This window comes from Pigmentiphaga kullae, assembly GCF_004216695.1.
Classification (GTDB): Bacteria; Pseudomonadota; Gammaproteobacteria; order Burkholderiales; family Burkholderiaceae_B; genus Pigmentiphaga; species Pigmentiphaga kullae.
In genome coordinates, this window is record NZ_SGXC01000002.1 from 535,127 (window position 1) to 549,951 (window position 14,825).

The following is a 14,825-nucleotide window of genomic DNA, read 5'->3' on the forward strand; positions in this document are numbered from 1 at the left end:
CTCGCTCGAAGGAGGCAACTATGAATCCCGCCTGGGTATGGTTCGGTCTGATGGCCCTGGCCCTGATCGGCGAAGTCATGACCGGCACCTTCTATCTGCTCATGGTCGCCGTTGGCTTCGCCGTGGCCGGCATCGCGGCCTGGCTGGGCGTGGACATCGCCTGGCAGCTGGTGCTGTGCGCGGCGGCGGTGGTGTTGTGCACGCTGCTGCTCAAGCGCCTGAACGTGCTGAAGAAGCGCGGTTCGCCGCCGTCTTCCAACGCCAACGTCAACATGGACATCGGCCAGACTGTGAAGGTCGAGGCCTGGAACGAAGATCGCACCGCGCGGGTCTGGTATCGTGGGGCGCACTGGCAGGCCGAGCTCGCGCCCGGGGCCGAGCCGGTCGCCGGGCAGTTCGTGATCACCGAGATGCGCGGCAACAGCCTCGTTCTTTCGCCCACTCGCTAAGGCCGTTGCGGACGGCCTTCCCGTCTCTGGCAATACCACAAGGAAGCACCATGAGCGCATCCACCATCGTCCTGCTGGTCATTGTTTTCCTGGCCATCCTCATCGTCGTCAAGGCCATCGCCATCGTTCCGCAGCAGCATGCGTGGGTGGTCGAGCGCCTGGGCAAGTTCGACCGCGTGCTCTCGCCCGGCGCCGGCTTCGTGATCCCGTTCATCGAACGCGTGGCCTACAAGCATTCGCTCAAGGAAATCCCGCTGGACGTGCCCAGCCAGGTGTGCATCACGCGCGACAACACGCAATTGCAGGTGGACGGCATCCTGTACTTCCAGGTTACCGATGCGATGCGTGCCTCGTACGGTTCGTCCAACTACATCGTCGCCATCACCCAGCTGGCCCAGACCACGCTGCGCTCGGTCATCGGCAAGCTGGAGCTGGACAAGACCTTCGAGGAACGCGAGCAGATCAACAGCAGCATCGTCAGCGCGCTGGACGAGGCCGCGCTGAACTGGGGCGTGAAAGTGCTGCGCTACGAAATCAAGGACCTGACGCCGCCGGCCGAGATCCTGCGCGCCATGCAGGCCCAGATCACCGCCGAGCGCGAGAAGCGGGCCCTGATCGCCGCCTCCGAAGGCCGCCGCCAGGAACAGATCAACATCGCCACCGGCGAGCGCGAGGCCGCCATCGCCCGTTCCGAGGGCGAAAAGCAGGCCCAGATCAACCAGGCCCAGGGCGAGGCCAACGCCGTCGTCACCGTGGCCGACGCCACCGCCAAGGCCATCATCCAGGTGGCCGAGGCCATCAAGCACCCCGGCGGCATGGAAGCGGTCAATCTCAAAGTGGCCGAGCGTTACGTCGATGCCTTCGGCAACCTTGCCAAGACCAACAACACCCTGATCGTGCCCGCCAACGTCAGCGACATCAGCGGCCTGATCGCTTCGGCGCTGACCGTGGTCAAGGGCACGCAGGCCGGGCAGGGCTGAACGCCGCAGCCTTCAGCCCGAGGGCAGCTCCAGCACGGCCTTGGCCAGGATGTTGCGCTGGATCTCGTTGCTGCCGGCGAAGATCTTCGCGCCCAGCGCGTTGAACAGCGGTGCCACCACGTGCAGGTCGATCTCGTCGGTGACGGCGTGGTCGCGCACCGCGCCGTATTCGCCGGCGGCCTCGATCAGCAGCAGGGCCAGCCGCTCGTAGGTCTCGGTGGACCAGATCTTCAGGACCGATACGGTGGGCGGGATGGCCGCCCCGCGCTTGGCCAGTTCGGCAAAGCAGCCGTACGCCGCCCCCAGGTCCAGCGTGTCGAGCTGCAGGGCCGTATGGCGCGCGACGAAGGCGGGATCGTCGAACAGGCCACGCTGGCGCGCCAGTTTCTCCACCTGCCGCAGCGTGTGCTGGGAATGCTTGGGGCTGCCGGTGAACAGGCGCTCGAAGCCCAACAGCGCCTTGGCCACCGTCCAACCTTCGTTCAGGCCGCCCACCAGGTTCTCGCGCGGCACCCGCACATTGTCGAAGAACACCTCGCAGAACTCCCGTTCGTCGGCGATGTTGCGGATGGGGCGCACGGTGATGCCGGGCGTCTTCAGGTCCACCAGCAGGAAGCTGATGCCGGCCTGCTTTTTCACCGTTTTGTCGGTGCGCACGAGCATGAACATGTGCGTGCCGTCCGAGCCCCAGGTCGTCCAGGTCTTCTGGCCGTTGACGACGAAATGGTCGCCGTCGGGCACGGCTTCCGTGCGCACGGCGGCAAGATCCGAGCCGGCGTTGGGTTCCGAATAGCCCTGGATCCAGACGTGCTCGCCCTTCAGGATGGCCGGCAGGAAGCGGGCGCGCTGTTCCTGGGTGCCGAAGCGCATCAGGATGGGGCCCACCATGTTCAGCCCCTGGTCGGGCGGCCGCGCGACGCCGTAGGCCTCGGCCTCCTCGATGTAGGCGATCAGCTTGTCCGGCGGCAAGCCCATGCCGCCATGCTCGCGCGGCCAGGCCGGTGCCAGCCAGCCCAGGCGGGCCAGCGTCAGGTACCAGTCGCGCGTCTCGGCCCAGGTCTGCCGGTAGGGCATGTGGCGCCGGTCCTGCGGGTAATGGGCGTCGAACAGCGCGCGCACCAGGCGGCGGAACTCGGCTTCGGGCATGGCCTCCCAGTCCGCGTCGGCGGGGAACGCGGTGATGGGCGCGGGCGACGGGGCGGCTTCGTGGTGATCCGCCTGCGGCGCGGCCAGCGCCGCGTAGCGCATGCGGTGCGCCTCGGCGTTGCCCAGGTGCGCGGACAGCGCCATCGCGCGGCGGAAATACAGGCCGATGTCGTATTCATGGGTGGTGCCGATGGCCCCGTGCAGCTGGATCGCCATGCGGGTCATCTCCAACGCCGCGTGGGCGCATCGGGCCTTGGCCCGGCTGGCCAGGCGCGCCAGTCGGGTGGCGGGGATATCCGGTGCCGCCTGCGCCAGCACCTCGCGCAGGCAGGCCTCGGCCAGCTCCACCTGTATCAGCCCATCGACCAGGCGGTGCTGCAAGGCCTGGAAGCTGCCGATGGGGCGGCCGAACTGTTCCCGCGTCGCCAGATAGTCGCGCGTCAGTTCCAGCGCCCGCCGCGCGATGCCCGCCAGTTCCGCGCTCTGGGCGAGGCGCGCCGCGTCGTTGGCGCGCGCCAGGGCCTCGATGGCCGTCGGGCCGGTGGCCAGCACGTGCTCCGCGTCCAGGACCGAGCCGTCCAGCTCCAGGTCGGCCTGCGCGCTGCCATCCACCTGGCGCCGGGTGGCGGGGGCGCGAGCCAGCCGCTCGCGGGGCAGCCACAGCAGGGCGACTTCGCCGTCCAGCGTGGCCGTCAGCAGCCAGCCGTCCACGCCGGCGCCGGGCTGGGCGAAGCGCTTGCGGCCGGCCAGCCGCAGCCCCATGGTCTCGCGCGTGGCGTGCGCGCCGGGCTGGGCGTCCGGATCGAGCTGGCCGGCGTGTTCCTGCCATGCCACGCCCATCAGCAGGTCGCCCGACATCGCCTTCTCCAGTAACGCCGCGCGCAGCGGCGTGGCGGGCACGCCGGCCAGCAGCGCCATCGTATGCGCGCCCGCCGCGGCCAGCGGTTCGGGCAGCAGATGGCGGCCGGCTTCCTGGGCGATCGCGCACAGTTCGGGCAGACCCAGGCCCAGTCCGCCGTCGGCCTCGGCCACGAGCACCGCCAGCCAGCCGAGTTTCGCGATGCGCCGCCATTCGGCGCGGTCGTGGCCGCCCGCGCTGTCGTCCAGCGCGCGCATGCGCTGCCGCTGGTCGGCCGCGCCCAGGTAGCCGGCGGCGCTGTCGCGAAATTCCCGCAGAGTGTCGTCCATGAAAGTCCCCGGGGGCGTGCCCCGTCAAAGAATGCCTTGCTCGCGCAGCGCGCGCAGCCGTTCAACCGGCACTTGCAGCAGTTGCGCGCAGATTTCCTCGGTGTGCTCGCCCAGCGCCGGCGGTGGGCGCCGGTATTCGACCGGAGTTTCCGACAGGCGCACGGGATTGGCCACCAGGGGCAGGGTGCCGGTGGGCGTGAAGGGCAGGTGCGTGACCACCTGGCGGTGCCGCACCTGCGGATCGTCGAAGGCCTGCCGGAAGTCCTGGATGGGCGCGCAGGGCACGCCGGCCCGGTCCAGCACATCCAGCCAGTGGGCGCGCGGGTGCGCGCGCAGCGCCTCTTGCAGCAGGGGCACCAGCGTGTCCTGGTGCCGCATGCGCCGGAGATTGGCGGCGTAGCGCGCATCGTCCGCCAGCCCGGGCAGGCCCAGCGCGGCGGCCAGCCGGCGGAACTGGTCGTCGTTGCCGCACATCACCACCACCGGCTGGTCCGCGCAGTCGAAGGCCTGGTAGGGCACCATGAAATGCGAGCGCGTGCCGATGCGCGCCGGCTGTTCGCCCGACAGCAGATAGCCCATCGCGACGTGCGAGGCGGCGGCCAACTGGCAGTCCAGCAGCGCGATGTCGATGTGCTGGCCTTCGCACAGGCCCGCCTGGCGCGCGTGCAGCGCCGACAGGATGCCGATCACCGCATGGTAGGCGGCGGTGATGTCCGACACCGAATAGCCCACGCGCTGCGGCGGCCCGTCGGGGTCGCCCGTCATGCTCATGATGCCGCTCATGGCCTGGAACACCAGGTCGTAGCCCGGCTGGCGGGCGCGCGGCCCGTCCTGGCCGAAGCCGGTGATCGAGCAATAGATCAGGCGCGGATTGGCCGCGCGCAGCGACGCGTAGTCCAGCCCGTGGCGGCCCAGGTCGCCGGCCTTGAAGTTCTCGATGAAGACGTCGCTTTGCCGTGCCAGGTCGCGCACCAGCGCCTGCCCCTCGGGCCTGGCGAGGTCGATGGCGATGGATCGCTTGCCGCGGTTCATCGCCAGGAAGGACGAGGTCCAGTCCTGCGGTCTGCCTTCGGCGTCCCGCAGCGGCGAGCCTTGGTGGCGGGCCTCGTCGCCCACGCCCGGCCGTTCGACCTTGATCACGTCCGCCCCCAGGTCGGCCAGCATCTGGGTCGCGAACGGGCCGGAGAACACCCGGCTCAGGTCCAGCACGCGGATGCCGTGCAGCGGCGCGGTCATGGGGCGGCCTGGATGATGCGGTCGCGCCGCAGGGCCTCCAGCTCGGCCGTCTCCAGGCCCAGCACCTCGCGCAGCACTTCGTCCGTGTGCTGGCCCAGGCCGGGCGGGGCGCGCCGGTATTGGACCGGCGTTTCCGAGAAACGGACCGGATTGGCCACCTGGGGAATATCGCGCCCCGCGGCCGTGGGCATGCGCCGCAGCATTTCCCGATGGCGTATCTGCGGATCGTCGAACACCTGCGCGAAGTCGTTGATGGGGCCGCAGGGCACGCCGGCGGCATCGAAGGCCGCGCGCAATCGCGCCACGGGATGCCGGACGATGGCCTGTTCCAGCAGCGGCACCAGCTCCAGCCGGTGCCGGGCCCGCATGGGATTGGTGGCATAGCGCGGATCGTCCGGCAGCCCGGGCAGTTCCAGCACCTCGCACATGGCGGCGAACTGCGTGTCGTTGCCCACCGCGACCACGATCTGGCCGTCGGCGCAGTCGAACGACTGCCAGGGGCAGGTGATGGGCGAGGCATTGCCCAGCCGCGCCGGCTGCCGCCCCGACACCAGGTACATCATGGCCACGTGCGAAATCGACGCCACCTGGGCGTCCAGCAGGGCCAGGTCGATGTGCTGCCCCGTGCCGGACACCACGTCGCGGTGGCGCAGCGCCGCCAGGATGGCGCTGACCGCGTAGAAGCCGGCGGTGATGTCCCCCACCGAATAGCCCACGCGCAGCGGCCCGCCGCCGGGCTCGCCGTCGGCATGGCCGGTGATGCTCATCAGTCCGCTCATGGACTGGAACAGCGGGTCGTAGCCCGGCAGGTGGCTATAGGGACCGGTCTGCCCGAATCCGCTGATCGAGCAATACACCAGCCTGGGGTTCAGCGCCGCCAGCGACGCGTGGTCCAGCCCGTAGCGGGCCAGGTCGCCGGCCTTGAAGTTCTCGATCAGGATGTCCGAGCGCATGGCCAGCTCGCGCACCAGCGCCTGTCCGGCCGGCCTGGACAGGTCGATGGCCACCGAGCGCTTGCCCCGGTTCATGGACATGAACGACGAGGTTTCGCCCACCTCGCCGCCGTCCTCGCCGCGCGCCCGCAGCCCCTGGTGGCGCACGTCGTCGCCGCGCCCGGGGCGTTCCACCTTGATTACGTCGGCCCCGAAATCGGCCAGCATCTGCGCGGCCCAGGGGCCCGAGAACACCCGGCTCAGGTCCAGGACCTTCACGCCCGCCAGGCTGCTCATGGCCGGCTCGCGCCGTGGGTGGACAGGTAGGGGATGTCAGGAGGGCAGGGGGCGGTGCGGCGCGGCATGGGGCGTCTCCTGGCCGGATCCGGGTCCGGTCTCGTGCGGTGGATGGCTGGCACGAGTATAGGTAGCCGCCGCGCGGCTGTTCATCACCGCGGCGCCAAAGCTGATATGCCTAGGGCGTGCACCCGCTAAAGGAGTCAGGAGGCGCGCTTGCGCGTATCGTGCTTCATGATCTGCGCCTTCTCGCGCAGCCAGTCGCGTTCGCGCTCGGTGTCGCGCTTGTCGAACTGCTTCTTGCCCCGCGCCAGCCCGAATTCCAGCTTGATCAGCGAGTTCTTGAAATGCAGGTTCAGCGGCACCAGCGCGAAGCCGCGCTGTTCCACCTTGCCGATCAGCTTGTTGATTTCCTCGGCCTTGAGCAGCAGCTTGCGCGTGCGGGTGGCGTCGGGATGGACGTGGGTGGAGGCTGTTTCCAGGGGGCTGACGTGCATGCCCAGCAGGTAGAGTTCGGCATCGCGGACGATGACGTAGCTTTCCTTGAGCTGCACGCGCCCGGCACGGATGGCCTTCACCTCCCAGCCTTCGAGCACCAGGCCGGCCTCGAAACGCTCGTCGATGAAGTAGTCGTGGAATGCCTTGCGGTTCTCAATGATGCTCATTCGTCACGCCGTTAAAATGATTCATTCTAGCAATTTGCCCAATCGGATCGTCTACGCATGCATAAAGTGCAACGTTCGGTGTTGGTCCCCTATAGCGCCGCCCAGATGTTCGACCTGGTGGCCAAGGTCGAGGACTACCCCAAATTCATGCCCTGGTGCGGCGGAACCGAGGTGCACGAACGGGACGAGAACGGCGTGCGCGCTTCGGTCGTGATCCAGTTCGCCGGCCTGCGCCAGCGTTTCACCACCCGCAACACCCACCATTACCCCGACCGCATCCAGCTGGATCTGGTCGATGGACCGTTTTCGATGCTCGAAGGGGTCTGGGAGTTCCAGCCCCTGGCCGACGATGCCTGCAAGGTGGTCTTCACCATGCAATACCAGTTTTCCAGCCGTGCGCTGGAGGCCCTGGTCGGCCCCGTGTTCAATCGTATCGCCACCAGCTTCATCGACGCCTTCACCCAGCGGGCCGAAGCCTGTTATGGATAGCCCGGCGGGGCAGGGCGGCACCGTGGCCGTCAGCGTCTGTTATGCGGATGCCACGGAAACCTGGCTGCGGGAACTCGTCCTGCCCCAGGGGGCGACCCTGGCCGACGCCATCCGCGCCAGCGGCTTTCGCCTGGCCTACCCGGGCGTGGATCCCGCCCGGGCCGGTACCGGCGTCCACGGCCGCCGCCGGCCGCTGGACCACGTGCTGCACGACCATGACCGGGTCGAAATCTACCGCCCGCTGGTCTTCGACCCCAAGGAATCCCGCCGCCGGCGGGCCGCCCACAAGGCGGCTTCGGCCGGCGCCAAGGGGCGCGGACGGGCCCGCTAAGCGCAGCCTGCGGGCAAACCGTGGGTTTTCCCGCATATAAACCCTCTTGACAGCAAGGCGGAACAGCGCAGCCCCCCGCTCTGATTTACAATAGTAGGTTTATTGCGGCCAGGGGTTACTCGATGCGTCTCGTACAAAATGCGCTTACTTTCGATGACGTGTTGTTGGTGCCCGCATATTCTGCGGTGTTGCCCCGCGATACCAGTCTTCGAACCCGCCTGACCCGTGAAATCTCGCTGAACATTCCCCTGGTGTCCGCCGCCATGGACACCGTCACGGAATCGCGCCTGGCCATCGCCATGGCCAAGGAAGGCGGGATCGGGATCATCCACAAGAACCTCACGGCCGACGAACAGGCGCGCGAAGTCGCGCGGGTCAAGCGCTACGAGGCCGGGGTCGTGCTCGACCCCATCACCATCGCGCCCCACATGAAGGTGCGCGAAGTCATCGAGCTGCAGCGCCAGCACGGCATCTCCGGCCTGCCCGTAGTCGAGGGCCGCCAGGTGGTCGGCATCGTCACCAACCGCGACCTGCGCTTCGAAGACCGCTACGACGAACCCATCCGCACCGTCATGACGCCGCGCGAGCGCCTCATCACCGTGCGCGAGGGCGCCTCGCTGGACGAGGCCCAGGCCCTGATGCACAAGCACCGGCTGGAGCGCGTGCTGGTCGTCAACGACAGCTTCGAGCTGCGCGGCCTGATCACCGTCAAGGACATCATCAAGACCACCGAGAACCCCAACGCCAGCAAGGACGAGCACGGCAAGCTGCGCGTCGGCGCCGCCGTCGGGGTGGGCGAGGGCACCGACGAACGCGTCGAGAAACTCGTCGCCGCCGGCGTCGACGTCCTGATCGTCGACACCGCCCACGGCCACACCGCCGGCGTGCTCGACCGCGTGCGCTGGATCAAGAAGCACTACCCGCAACTGCAGGTCATCGGCGGCAACATCGCCACCGGCGCCGCCGCCCGCGCGCTGGTCGAAGCCGGCGCGGACGGCGTCAAGGTCGGCATCGGCCCCGGCTCCATCTGCACCACCCGCATCGTGGCCGGCGTGGGCGTGCCCCAGATCACCGCCATCTCCAACGTGGCCGAAGCCCTGGAAGGCACCGGCGTCCCCCTGATCGCCGACGGCGGCGTGCGCTACTCCGGCGACATCGCCAAGGCCCTGTCGGCCGGCGCCTACACCGTCATGATGGGCGGCATGTTCGCCGGCACCGACGAAGCCCCGGGCGAAATCGTCCTGTACCAGGGCCGCTCGTACAAGTCCTACCGCGGCATGGGCAGCCTGGGCGCCATGGCCGACGGCTCGGCCGACCGCTACTTCCAGGACCCGGCCAACAACTCCGACAAATTCGTGCCCGAAGGCATCGAAGGCCGCGTCCCCTACAAGGGCAGCGTCATCGCCATCATCTACCAACTGGTGGGCGGTGTGCGCGCCTCCATGGGCTATTGCGGCTGCGCCACCATCGACGACATGCGCACCAAGAGCGAATTCGTCCAGATCACCGCCGCCGGCATCCGCGAATCGCACGTCCACGACGTGCAGATCACCAAAGAAGCCCCCAACTACCGGATGGACTGAAGCGTGCACGACCGCATCCTGATTCTCGACTTCGGCTCGCAAGTCACCCAACTCATCGCCCGCCGCGTGCGCGAAGCGCAGGTCTACTGCGAAATCCATCCCTACGACGTGTCGGACGACTTCGTCCGCGGCGAACTCGCCAAGGGCCTGAAGGGCGTCATCCTGTCCGGCAGCCACGCCTCGGCCTACGACGAAGCCTCCATGCGCGCCCCCCAGGCCGTGTTCGAATCCGGCGTGCCCGTGCTCGGCATCTGCTACGGCATGCAGACCATGGCCATGCAACTGGGCGGCAAGGTCAGCTTCAGCGATCACCGCGAATTCGGCTACGCCGAAGTCCGCGCCCATGGCCATACCCCCTTCCTGAACGGCATCCAGGACTTCGCCACCCCCGAAGGCCACGGCATGCTCAAGGTCTGGATGAGCCACGGCGACAAGGTCACCGAACTGCCCCCCGGCTTCAAGCTCATGGCCTCCACCGCCTCGTGTCCCATCGCCGGCATGGCCGACGTCGACCGCGGCTACTACGCCGTCCAGTTCCACCCCGAAGTCACCCACACCGTCCAGGGCCAGGCCCTGCTGGCGCGCTTCGTGCACGACATCTGCGGCTGCGGCGACGACTGGAACATGCCCGACTACGTCAGCGAAGCCGTCGAGGCCATCCGCAAACAGGTCGGCAGCGATGAGGTGATCCTGGGCCTGTCCGGCGGCGTCGATTCTTCCGTTGCCGCCGCCCTGATCCACAAGGCCATCGGCGACCAGCTCACCTGCGTGTTCGTCGACCACGGCCTGCTGCGCCTGAACGAAGGCGAACAGGTCATGAAGACCTTCGCCGAGAACATGGGCCTGAAGATCATCCACGTCGATGCCACGGATGACTTCATGGGCAAGCTGGCCGGCGAAACGGATCCCGAGGCCAAGCGCAAGATCATCGGCAAGGAATTCGTCGAAGTCTTCCAGCGCGAGTCCGGCAAGCTCAAGAGCGCGAAGTGGCTGGCGCAGGGGACCATCTACCCCGACGTGATCGAATCGGCCGGCGCCAAGACCGGCAAGGCCGTCACCATCAAGTCGCACCACAACGTGGGTGGCCTGCCCGATACCTTGCACCTGAAGCTGCTCGAGCCGCTGCGCGAACTGTTCAAGGACGAAGTGCGCAAGCTGGGTATCGCGCTGGGCCTGCCGCATGGCATGGTCTACCGGCACCCGTTCCCTGGCCCCGGCTTGGGCGTGAGGATCCTGGGCGAGGTGAAGAAGGAATACGCCGACCTGCTGCGCCGCGCGGATGCGATCTTCATCGAAGAACTGCGGGGCACGCGGGCGACCGAACAGGATGCCGCCGCGGGCCTGTGCGCGGCGGAAGAGGTCGGGAAGAACTGGTACGACCTGACCAGCCAGGCGTTTGCCGTGTTCCTGCCCGTGAAGTCCGTGGGCGTGATGGGGGACGGGCGGACGTACGACTACGTCGTCGCGCTACGCGCGGTGCAGACCACCGACTTCATGACGGCGCATTGGGCGCATTTGCCTTATGCGTTGTTGGGGAGGACTTCGAACCGGATTATCAACGAGGTTCGGGGGTTGAATCGGGTGGTTTATGACGTGTCGGGGAAGCCGCCGGCGACGATTGAGTGGGAGTGAGGGTGTTTTATAAGTTATTGATTTAAATGTTAAAATTTAATTTCAATAACTATGTCTTCCACATCATCAATGGTTTTTTTCATGGTACGTGTAGGGTGTACCAAGGGAAAAACGCCGATACCATGCATTGGGGCACAATCCCAACATGGTATCGAGACCCGCCTTAGCATTGGCTTCGTTTTTCACGGCGCGCGATGGTTCAATCCATCACTTCTTGCTGTGTCCATTTCGTTCGAACGTCTTGCGCCACGTTATCCATGGTGGGCATGAGTGCAGATCGGGAAATATTCTCACGGCGAAGAATCTCTATTAAGTCGGCTAAATGCTCGTGTGCCAATCTAAGCTTCCTAAGTACCGTGATGGCCGGGTTGGCCTCAGAAACAAACTCCGCAATGCCAGGTCGTTTACCACCTGATTTCATAAAATAAATGCCAGACCTGCTAATGGTCGTGAACAGCCCAGCCTGAGCAGCTAAGAACGGGTTGTCGCGAGTAGATGGCCTGACGACTGCGATGGTGGGATCAAATCGTGGGGCGCCATTTGGTGCATTGGGGAAGCTGACTCCTTCGACAGAAACTCTCTGTGCATGGCTCTTGTGCAATGCCCAAACGACCAGATGTGCTCCAGCGTTTGCAACCCGCAATGGCTCAACGGCAAAGAATGCGGCGGCCATCGGATCTCGTGTCCAGTCAAGAAGACGCGTAGGTATCCCATGATGCTGTGCGAGAGCCAAGGCAGCCGGCAAATCTGAGAAGCGCAAGAATTCGTCGCCAAATATCGGATTGTGAGGATCCGCCAACCAATCTGGATTGGTAGTTGGATCCGGTCCGAGATTTGTCATCGGTACCGGCATTCCCAGTTCATCACACCTGCTGATGAAGTCCCACACTGGCAAATACTCGGCAGTGGTTTGGATTGTTAGGAACCTACTAAGCTCGGCATCGCGTGGGCCAAATGCAGCGGAACCGGACCAGTAGTTGGGATGCCAAAACCAGTTGAGATTTTGCGTCGGCTGCACAGCGTCAAAGCGGCGCGTCGCTTCAGTAATACTGTTGTTCAAGATGGTATTCGACGGGCGCCAAGCCGAAGGTAATAACTGCCATTCCTCGTATGCGTGGCCCCGAAAAACCCACGGGCAAGATGCACCTTCCCACCAATGGGAATTGGATGGACGAAGAGCGTCAATAAATTCCTGAGCCGTTGCTGCCACCGCTACTTCGATGCCTCCAGAGGCATTTGTCCAATCAATAGCCAACTCAATTCTCTCCAATTTGGCAGGTTTCCCATTCTTCGGCTACGGCAGGCGCCTGATGGGCCGCGTTGAGCTGCGATGTTAGAGAATGGAACAATAGGTCGCTAAGGCTTTGGTCGTCTGAACCAGTCCTTGCCGAAATAGGATCTCCAGATAGCGATCGACGTCGATAGGCGGATTCTTGAGTTGCGCCCGCTGTCGCTGCGCGGCGGCTACCACCGCTGCTGCATCAAGGTCAAAGAGATTCTCCACAAACTCGTCGGGATGTTGAGATTCAACTCCGTAGGAAGCGAGCACGTCCGCTGGAAAATCCAGTTGATTGAAGGTCACGATCACGTTGGCACCGCAGCGGATGGCCGTAGCGAGAACATGGCGATCGTCGGGGTCGGGCAGAGTCAACCCTGCAATGAGATCTTCATACCCATCTACCAAACCATCGGGGATTGCGCGATCCATCAGGTCTGAAGTGCGATCCACCTGTACACGTGTCAGATCAGGCCTGTTGAGTAGCAAATTGCGTTTCCACTCCTCATGAATGTCGCGACTCCAGCGAGCACGGAACCGTCCCGACAACCCTAGCCACATCAGAAAGTCGCGCAGCGGCGCGGGATAGAGAACACAGGCATCGAAGATGACAGTGAAGGGGGAGTGCCTCATTCGTACCCCATGCCTGATTCCTGAGCTTGGCGGGCGAGTTCGGCCATGGCTTCTTCGCTAGCACGATCGCGTGCATCCTTGTACTGCATCAGGTCCGCGAACCGCACTCGGCGATGCTTCCCCGTTCGATGGAACGGCAGCACGCCATCCTCCAGCAGCTTGACCAGATGAGGGCGGGAGACGTTGAGCATGTCCGCAGCTTCCTGGGTCGTCAGCTCCGTATGGACGGGTACGACTCTTACGGCATTGCCACCAGCCAACTCGGCCAGGATATCGACCAGCAAACGCAGCGCGGAGGTAGGCAACTCCACCTGATGGGCCTGGTTCCGGTCATCGAAGATCTGGATGTGTTGTGTTTCGAAGCGCGTTGCCAAGTAGGCCGCCAAGGCGCGTTGACCTTGCACGGCTGCCTGGACCTCCCGTTCGGCGGGCAGCGTCATCTTGGTTGGGGCAGTGGTGGTTATGGCTAGTTCCTGGGCTGTGAAGCAATCTCAAAGTCTAGCATATTCGAAATAAACGAAAAACGCAATAAACGAAAGAGGGATGGGAGATGACGAGGGCCGGATCTCTGTTGTCCTGCTGCGTGGAGCAAGTTCTTTTGACTCAATGACGTCTGAAGAAGATAAATCGACACCGCTGCGCGTTTGCGTCACTGATGAGCGAGCCGGTGGTTCGCCATGGTATTTTTCGTGGCATTGGCGGATCTGTCTGTTTCAATACTCTGATTTAAAACAGCTTTTTCTTCCTATTGATAACTGAGTGGGAGTGATTCCACGTCTGGCATCGACTGGCACTGAGCGGGCTTTTTTTGTAACTTCGTTCGGCACCATCAGGCAATCTTTGGCATCGCCAAGCACCGCCAGAAATGGCGATGCTGGCCAGCTCGTTCTATGCTGGCGTGTCCAGCCCTTCCTTGGCGTCCAACAACGGCCAGAGAAACAACCTGCTCAGGCTGTGCGTATCGTTTAGCAAGGCGGCAAGCGGCCTGCCCATCGCCTCATCAGCCAACCACCAGCGCAGCAGCTCGCCGGTCTCGTCGCGGGCTTCCAGTCGCCCACCCTCAAACATCCAGATAGCAGTCATCGTGCTTGCCTCATTTCCGGGGAAAAGTCCCGAGGGAAACGGTACCGTCACGACGCGATGCTGTGCATGGTTCGCGCACGTGCTGCGACTTCGCGGACGTGTTCGATATAGGCGGGGTCGGCCGTCGCCTCGGCGTCGGCCAGGAATGTGGCTACGGCTTCAGCAGTGGTCAGGTCTTCGGCCGGGTCAAAGGGCGTAAGGGGTTCTAGGCCCGCATCGACGCGGCGGCCAGCTCGACAGCTTGGGCGACGTCAGTCAGCCGGGCGCGCACTTGGTCTGCATTAACGGCGCGGCCTGCGGCGGCCTTCAACGCATCGTAGGCAGGGCCGATTTGTTCATGCAGCCAACGCGCCATGTCCACTTTCCCTGTTTCCTCTTTGCCCATCGCACACCTTACGCTGATATTGCTCAGCCCGCCTCATCCAGATGAGGCCACAGGCTACTACGTTGCCTGCTTTCCCTGGGAAGAGAGACGCGACCACCTTCTTGGCGTAACCATCTGCGTAAAGCAGGCCTTGCAATCGAACTGGTGCCGCGAGCCTGCCGCAACGCGTGGCACCGGCCGAATCTATGGCTTCGCGCACATGAGATTCGGGGTTCATTCGAGGGGGTCAGATGGTAAACTTGGCCAAACTTTGGAAGACTTCGCCGCGCGACACCAAGCGGGCCGCCTGAAATGAACCAACCCGATAGCGAAATTCTCACGCTGGATGAAGTGGCAGTCTACCTCAAGGCAGGGAAGAAGACCGTGTACCGGCTAGCCCAGCAGGGGGAGATACCGGGATTCAAGCTGGGCGGCACCTGGCGGTTTCGTCGCAGCGAGTTGGATCGCTGGATTGCCGCGCAGATAGCCGAGAAAACGCAGGACAAGACATGAGCGCTCCGCAAAACGATAGCAACTTGGC

Annotated in this window: 17 protein-coding genes; 8 read left to right on the top strand and 9 right to left on the bottom strand. The window is 64.8% G+C overall.

Annotated elements, in window-relative coordinates; all coding sequences use genetic code 11:
• Positions 1 to 20: 20 nt before the first annotated feature.
• Together EV675_RS16875 and EV675_RS16880 are read left to right on the top strand one after the other, a co-directional pair.
• Positions 21 to 449 carry an NfeD family protein gene (locus EV675_RS16875; RefSeq protein WP_130358388.1) on the top strand — a complete coding sequence of 143 codons (429 nt, stop codon included), beginning with the start codon at positions 21 to 23 and terminating at the stop codon, positions 447 to 449.
• Between the two features lie 50 nt (positions 450 to 499).
• Positions 500 to 1,429, top strand: coding sequence for an SPFH domain-containing protein (locus tag EV675_RS16880; protein ID WP_124689695.1), 930 nt, complete (start codon positions 500 to 502; stop codon positions 1,427 to 1,429).
• Positions 1,430 to 1,441: 12 nt separating this feature from the next.
• On the opposite strand, the gene EV675_RS16885 is transcribed toward EV675_RS16880, so the two are convergent.
• From EV675_RS16885 to smpB, 4 genes are all read right to left on the bottom strand, one after another.
• Positions 1,442 to 3,763 carry an acyl-CoA dehydrogenase family protein gene (locus EV675_RS16885; protein ID WP_130358389.1) on the bottom strand — a complete coding sequence of 774 codons (2,322 nt, stop codon included), beginning with the start codon at positions 3,761 to 3,763 and terminating at the stop codon, positions 1,442 to 1,444.
• A 24-nt stretch (positions 3,764 to 3,787) separates the two neighbouring features.
• A complete protein-coding gene (locus tag EV675_RS16890; RefSeq protein ID WP_130358390.1) occupies positions 3,788 to 4,999 on the bottom strand; it encodes a CaiB/BaiF CoA transferase family protein in 1,212 nt (403 codons plus the stop codon).
• Positions 4,996 to 6,228: a CaiB/BaiF CoA transferase family protein gene (locus EV675_RS16895; RefSeq protein ID WP_130358391.1), complete on the bottom strand. Its 1,233-nt coding sequence runs from the start codon at positions 6,226 to 6,228 to the stop codon at positions 4,996 to 4,998. The genes EV675_RS16890 and EV675_RS16895 overlap by 4 nt, the downstream gene beginning before the upstream one ends.
• A gap of 203 nt (positions 6,229 to 6,431) precedes the next feature.
• Complete coding sequence (gene smpB / locus EV675_RS16900) at positions 6,432 to 6,893, bottom strand: SsrA-binding protein SmpB (protein WP_130358392.1); 462 nt, start codon at positions 6,891 to 6,893, stop codon at positions 6,432 to 6,434.
• A 57-nt stretch (positions 6,894 to 6,950) separates the two neighbouring features.
• On the opposite strand from smpB, the gene EV675_RS16905 reads away from it, so the two are divergent.
• The 4 genes from EV675_RS16905 (at position 6,951) to guaA (ending at position 10,928) form a co-directional block, all read left to right on the top strand.
• On the top strand, positions 6,951 to 7,382 hold the full coding sequence (locus EV675_RS16905; protein WP_130358393.1) for a type II toxin-antitoxin system RatA family toxin: 432 nt from the start codon (positions 6,951 to 6,953) through the stop codon (positions 7,380 to 7,382).
• The gene (locus EV675_RS16910; RefSeq protein WP_130358394.1) at positions 7,375 to 7,713 is read left to right on the top strand and encodes an RnfH family protein; all 339 of its coding nucleotides are present in this window, start codon (positions 7,375 to 7,377) and stop codon (positions 7,711 to 7,713) included. Before EV675_RS16905 ends, EV675_RS16910 begins: the two co-directional genes overlap by 8 nt.
• A gap of 122 nt (positions 7,714 to 7,835) precedes the next feature.
• Positions 7,836 to 9,296, top strand: a complete 1,461-nt coding sequence (gene guaB / locus EV675_RS16915) for an IMP dehydrogenase (protein ID WP_130358395.1) — start codon at positions 7,836 to 7,838, stop codon at positions 9,294 to 9,296.
• Positions 9,297 to 9,299: 3 nt separating this feature from the next.
• A complete protein-coding gene (guaA, locus tag EV675_RS16920) occupies positions 9,300 to 10,928 on the top strand; it encodes a glutamine-hydrolyzing GMP synthase (protein WP_130358396.1) in 1,629 nt (542 codons plus the stop codon).
• Between the two features lie 199 nt (positions 10,929 to 11,127).
• On the opposite strand, the gene EV675_RS16925 is transcribed toward guaA, so the two are convergent.
• The 3 genes from EV675_RS16925 to EV675_RS16935 all read right to left on the bottom strand — a co-directional run bounded on the left by EV675_RS16925 (position 11,128) and on the right by EV675_RS16935 (position 13,277).
• Positions 11,128 to 12,198, bottom strand: coding sequence for an FRG domain-containing protein (locus tag EV675_RS16925; protein WP_130358397.1), 1,071 nt, complete (start codon positions 12,196 to 12,198; stop codon positions 11,128 to 11,130).
• Positions 12,199 to 12,261: 63 nt separating this feature from the next.
• The gene (locus EV675_RS16930; protein WP_130358398.1) at positions 12,262 to 12,837 is read right to left on the bottom strand and encodes a PIN domain-containing protein; all 576 of its coding nucleotides are present in this window, start codon (positions 12,835 to 12,837) and stop codon (positions 12,262 to 12,264) included.
• The gene (locus tag EV675_RS16935) at positions 12,834 to 13,277 is read right to left on the bottom strand and encodes a helix-turn-helix domain-containing protein (RefSeq protein WP_130358399.1); all 444 of its coding nucleotides are present in this window, start codon (positions 13,275 to 13,277) and stop codon (positions 12,834 to 12,836) included. Before EV675_RS16935 ends, EV675_RS16930 begins: the two co-directional genes overlap by 4 nt.
• 103 nt (positions 13,278 to 13,380) lie before the next feature.
• Here EV675_RS16935 and EV675_RS16940 point away from each other — a divergent pair, with 103 nt between their 5' ends.
• Complete coding sequence (locus tag EV675_RS16940; protein ID WP_130358400.1) at positions 13,381 to 13,596, top strand: hypothetical protein; 216 nt, start codon at positions 13,381 to 13,383, stop codon at positions 13,594 to 13,596.
• A gap of 129 nt (positions 13,597 to 13,725) precedes the next feature.
• On the opposite strand, the gene EV675_RS16945 is transcribed toward EV675_RS16940, so the two are convergent.
• Entirely contained in the window at positions 13,726 to 13,920 is a 195-nt protein-coding gene (locus EV675_RS16945; RefSeq protein ID WP_130358401.1) for a hypothetical protein, read from the bottom strand.
• Positions 13,921 to 14,125: 205 nt separating this feature from the next.
• Complete coding sequence (locus EV675_RS30040) at positions 14,126 to 14,275, bottom strand: hypothetical protein (protein WP_242621567.1); 150 nt, start codon at positions 14,273 to 14,275, stop codon at positions 14,126 to 14,128.
• A gap of 321 nt (positions 14,276 to 14,596) precedes the next feature.
• Here EV675_RS30040 and mads1 point away from each other — a divergent pair, with 321 nt between their 5' ends.
• The gene (mads1, locus tag EV675_RS16955) at positions 14,597 to 14,797 is read left to right on the top strand and encodes a methylation-associated defense system helix-turn-helix domain-containing protein MAD1 (RefSeq protein WP_010378957.1); all 201 of its coding nucleotides are present in this window, start codon (positions 14,597 to 14,599) and stop codon (positions 14,795 to 14,797) included.
• The last annotated feature ends 28 nt before the right edge of the window (positions 14,798 to 14,825 follow it).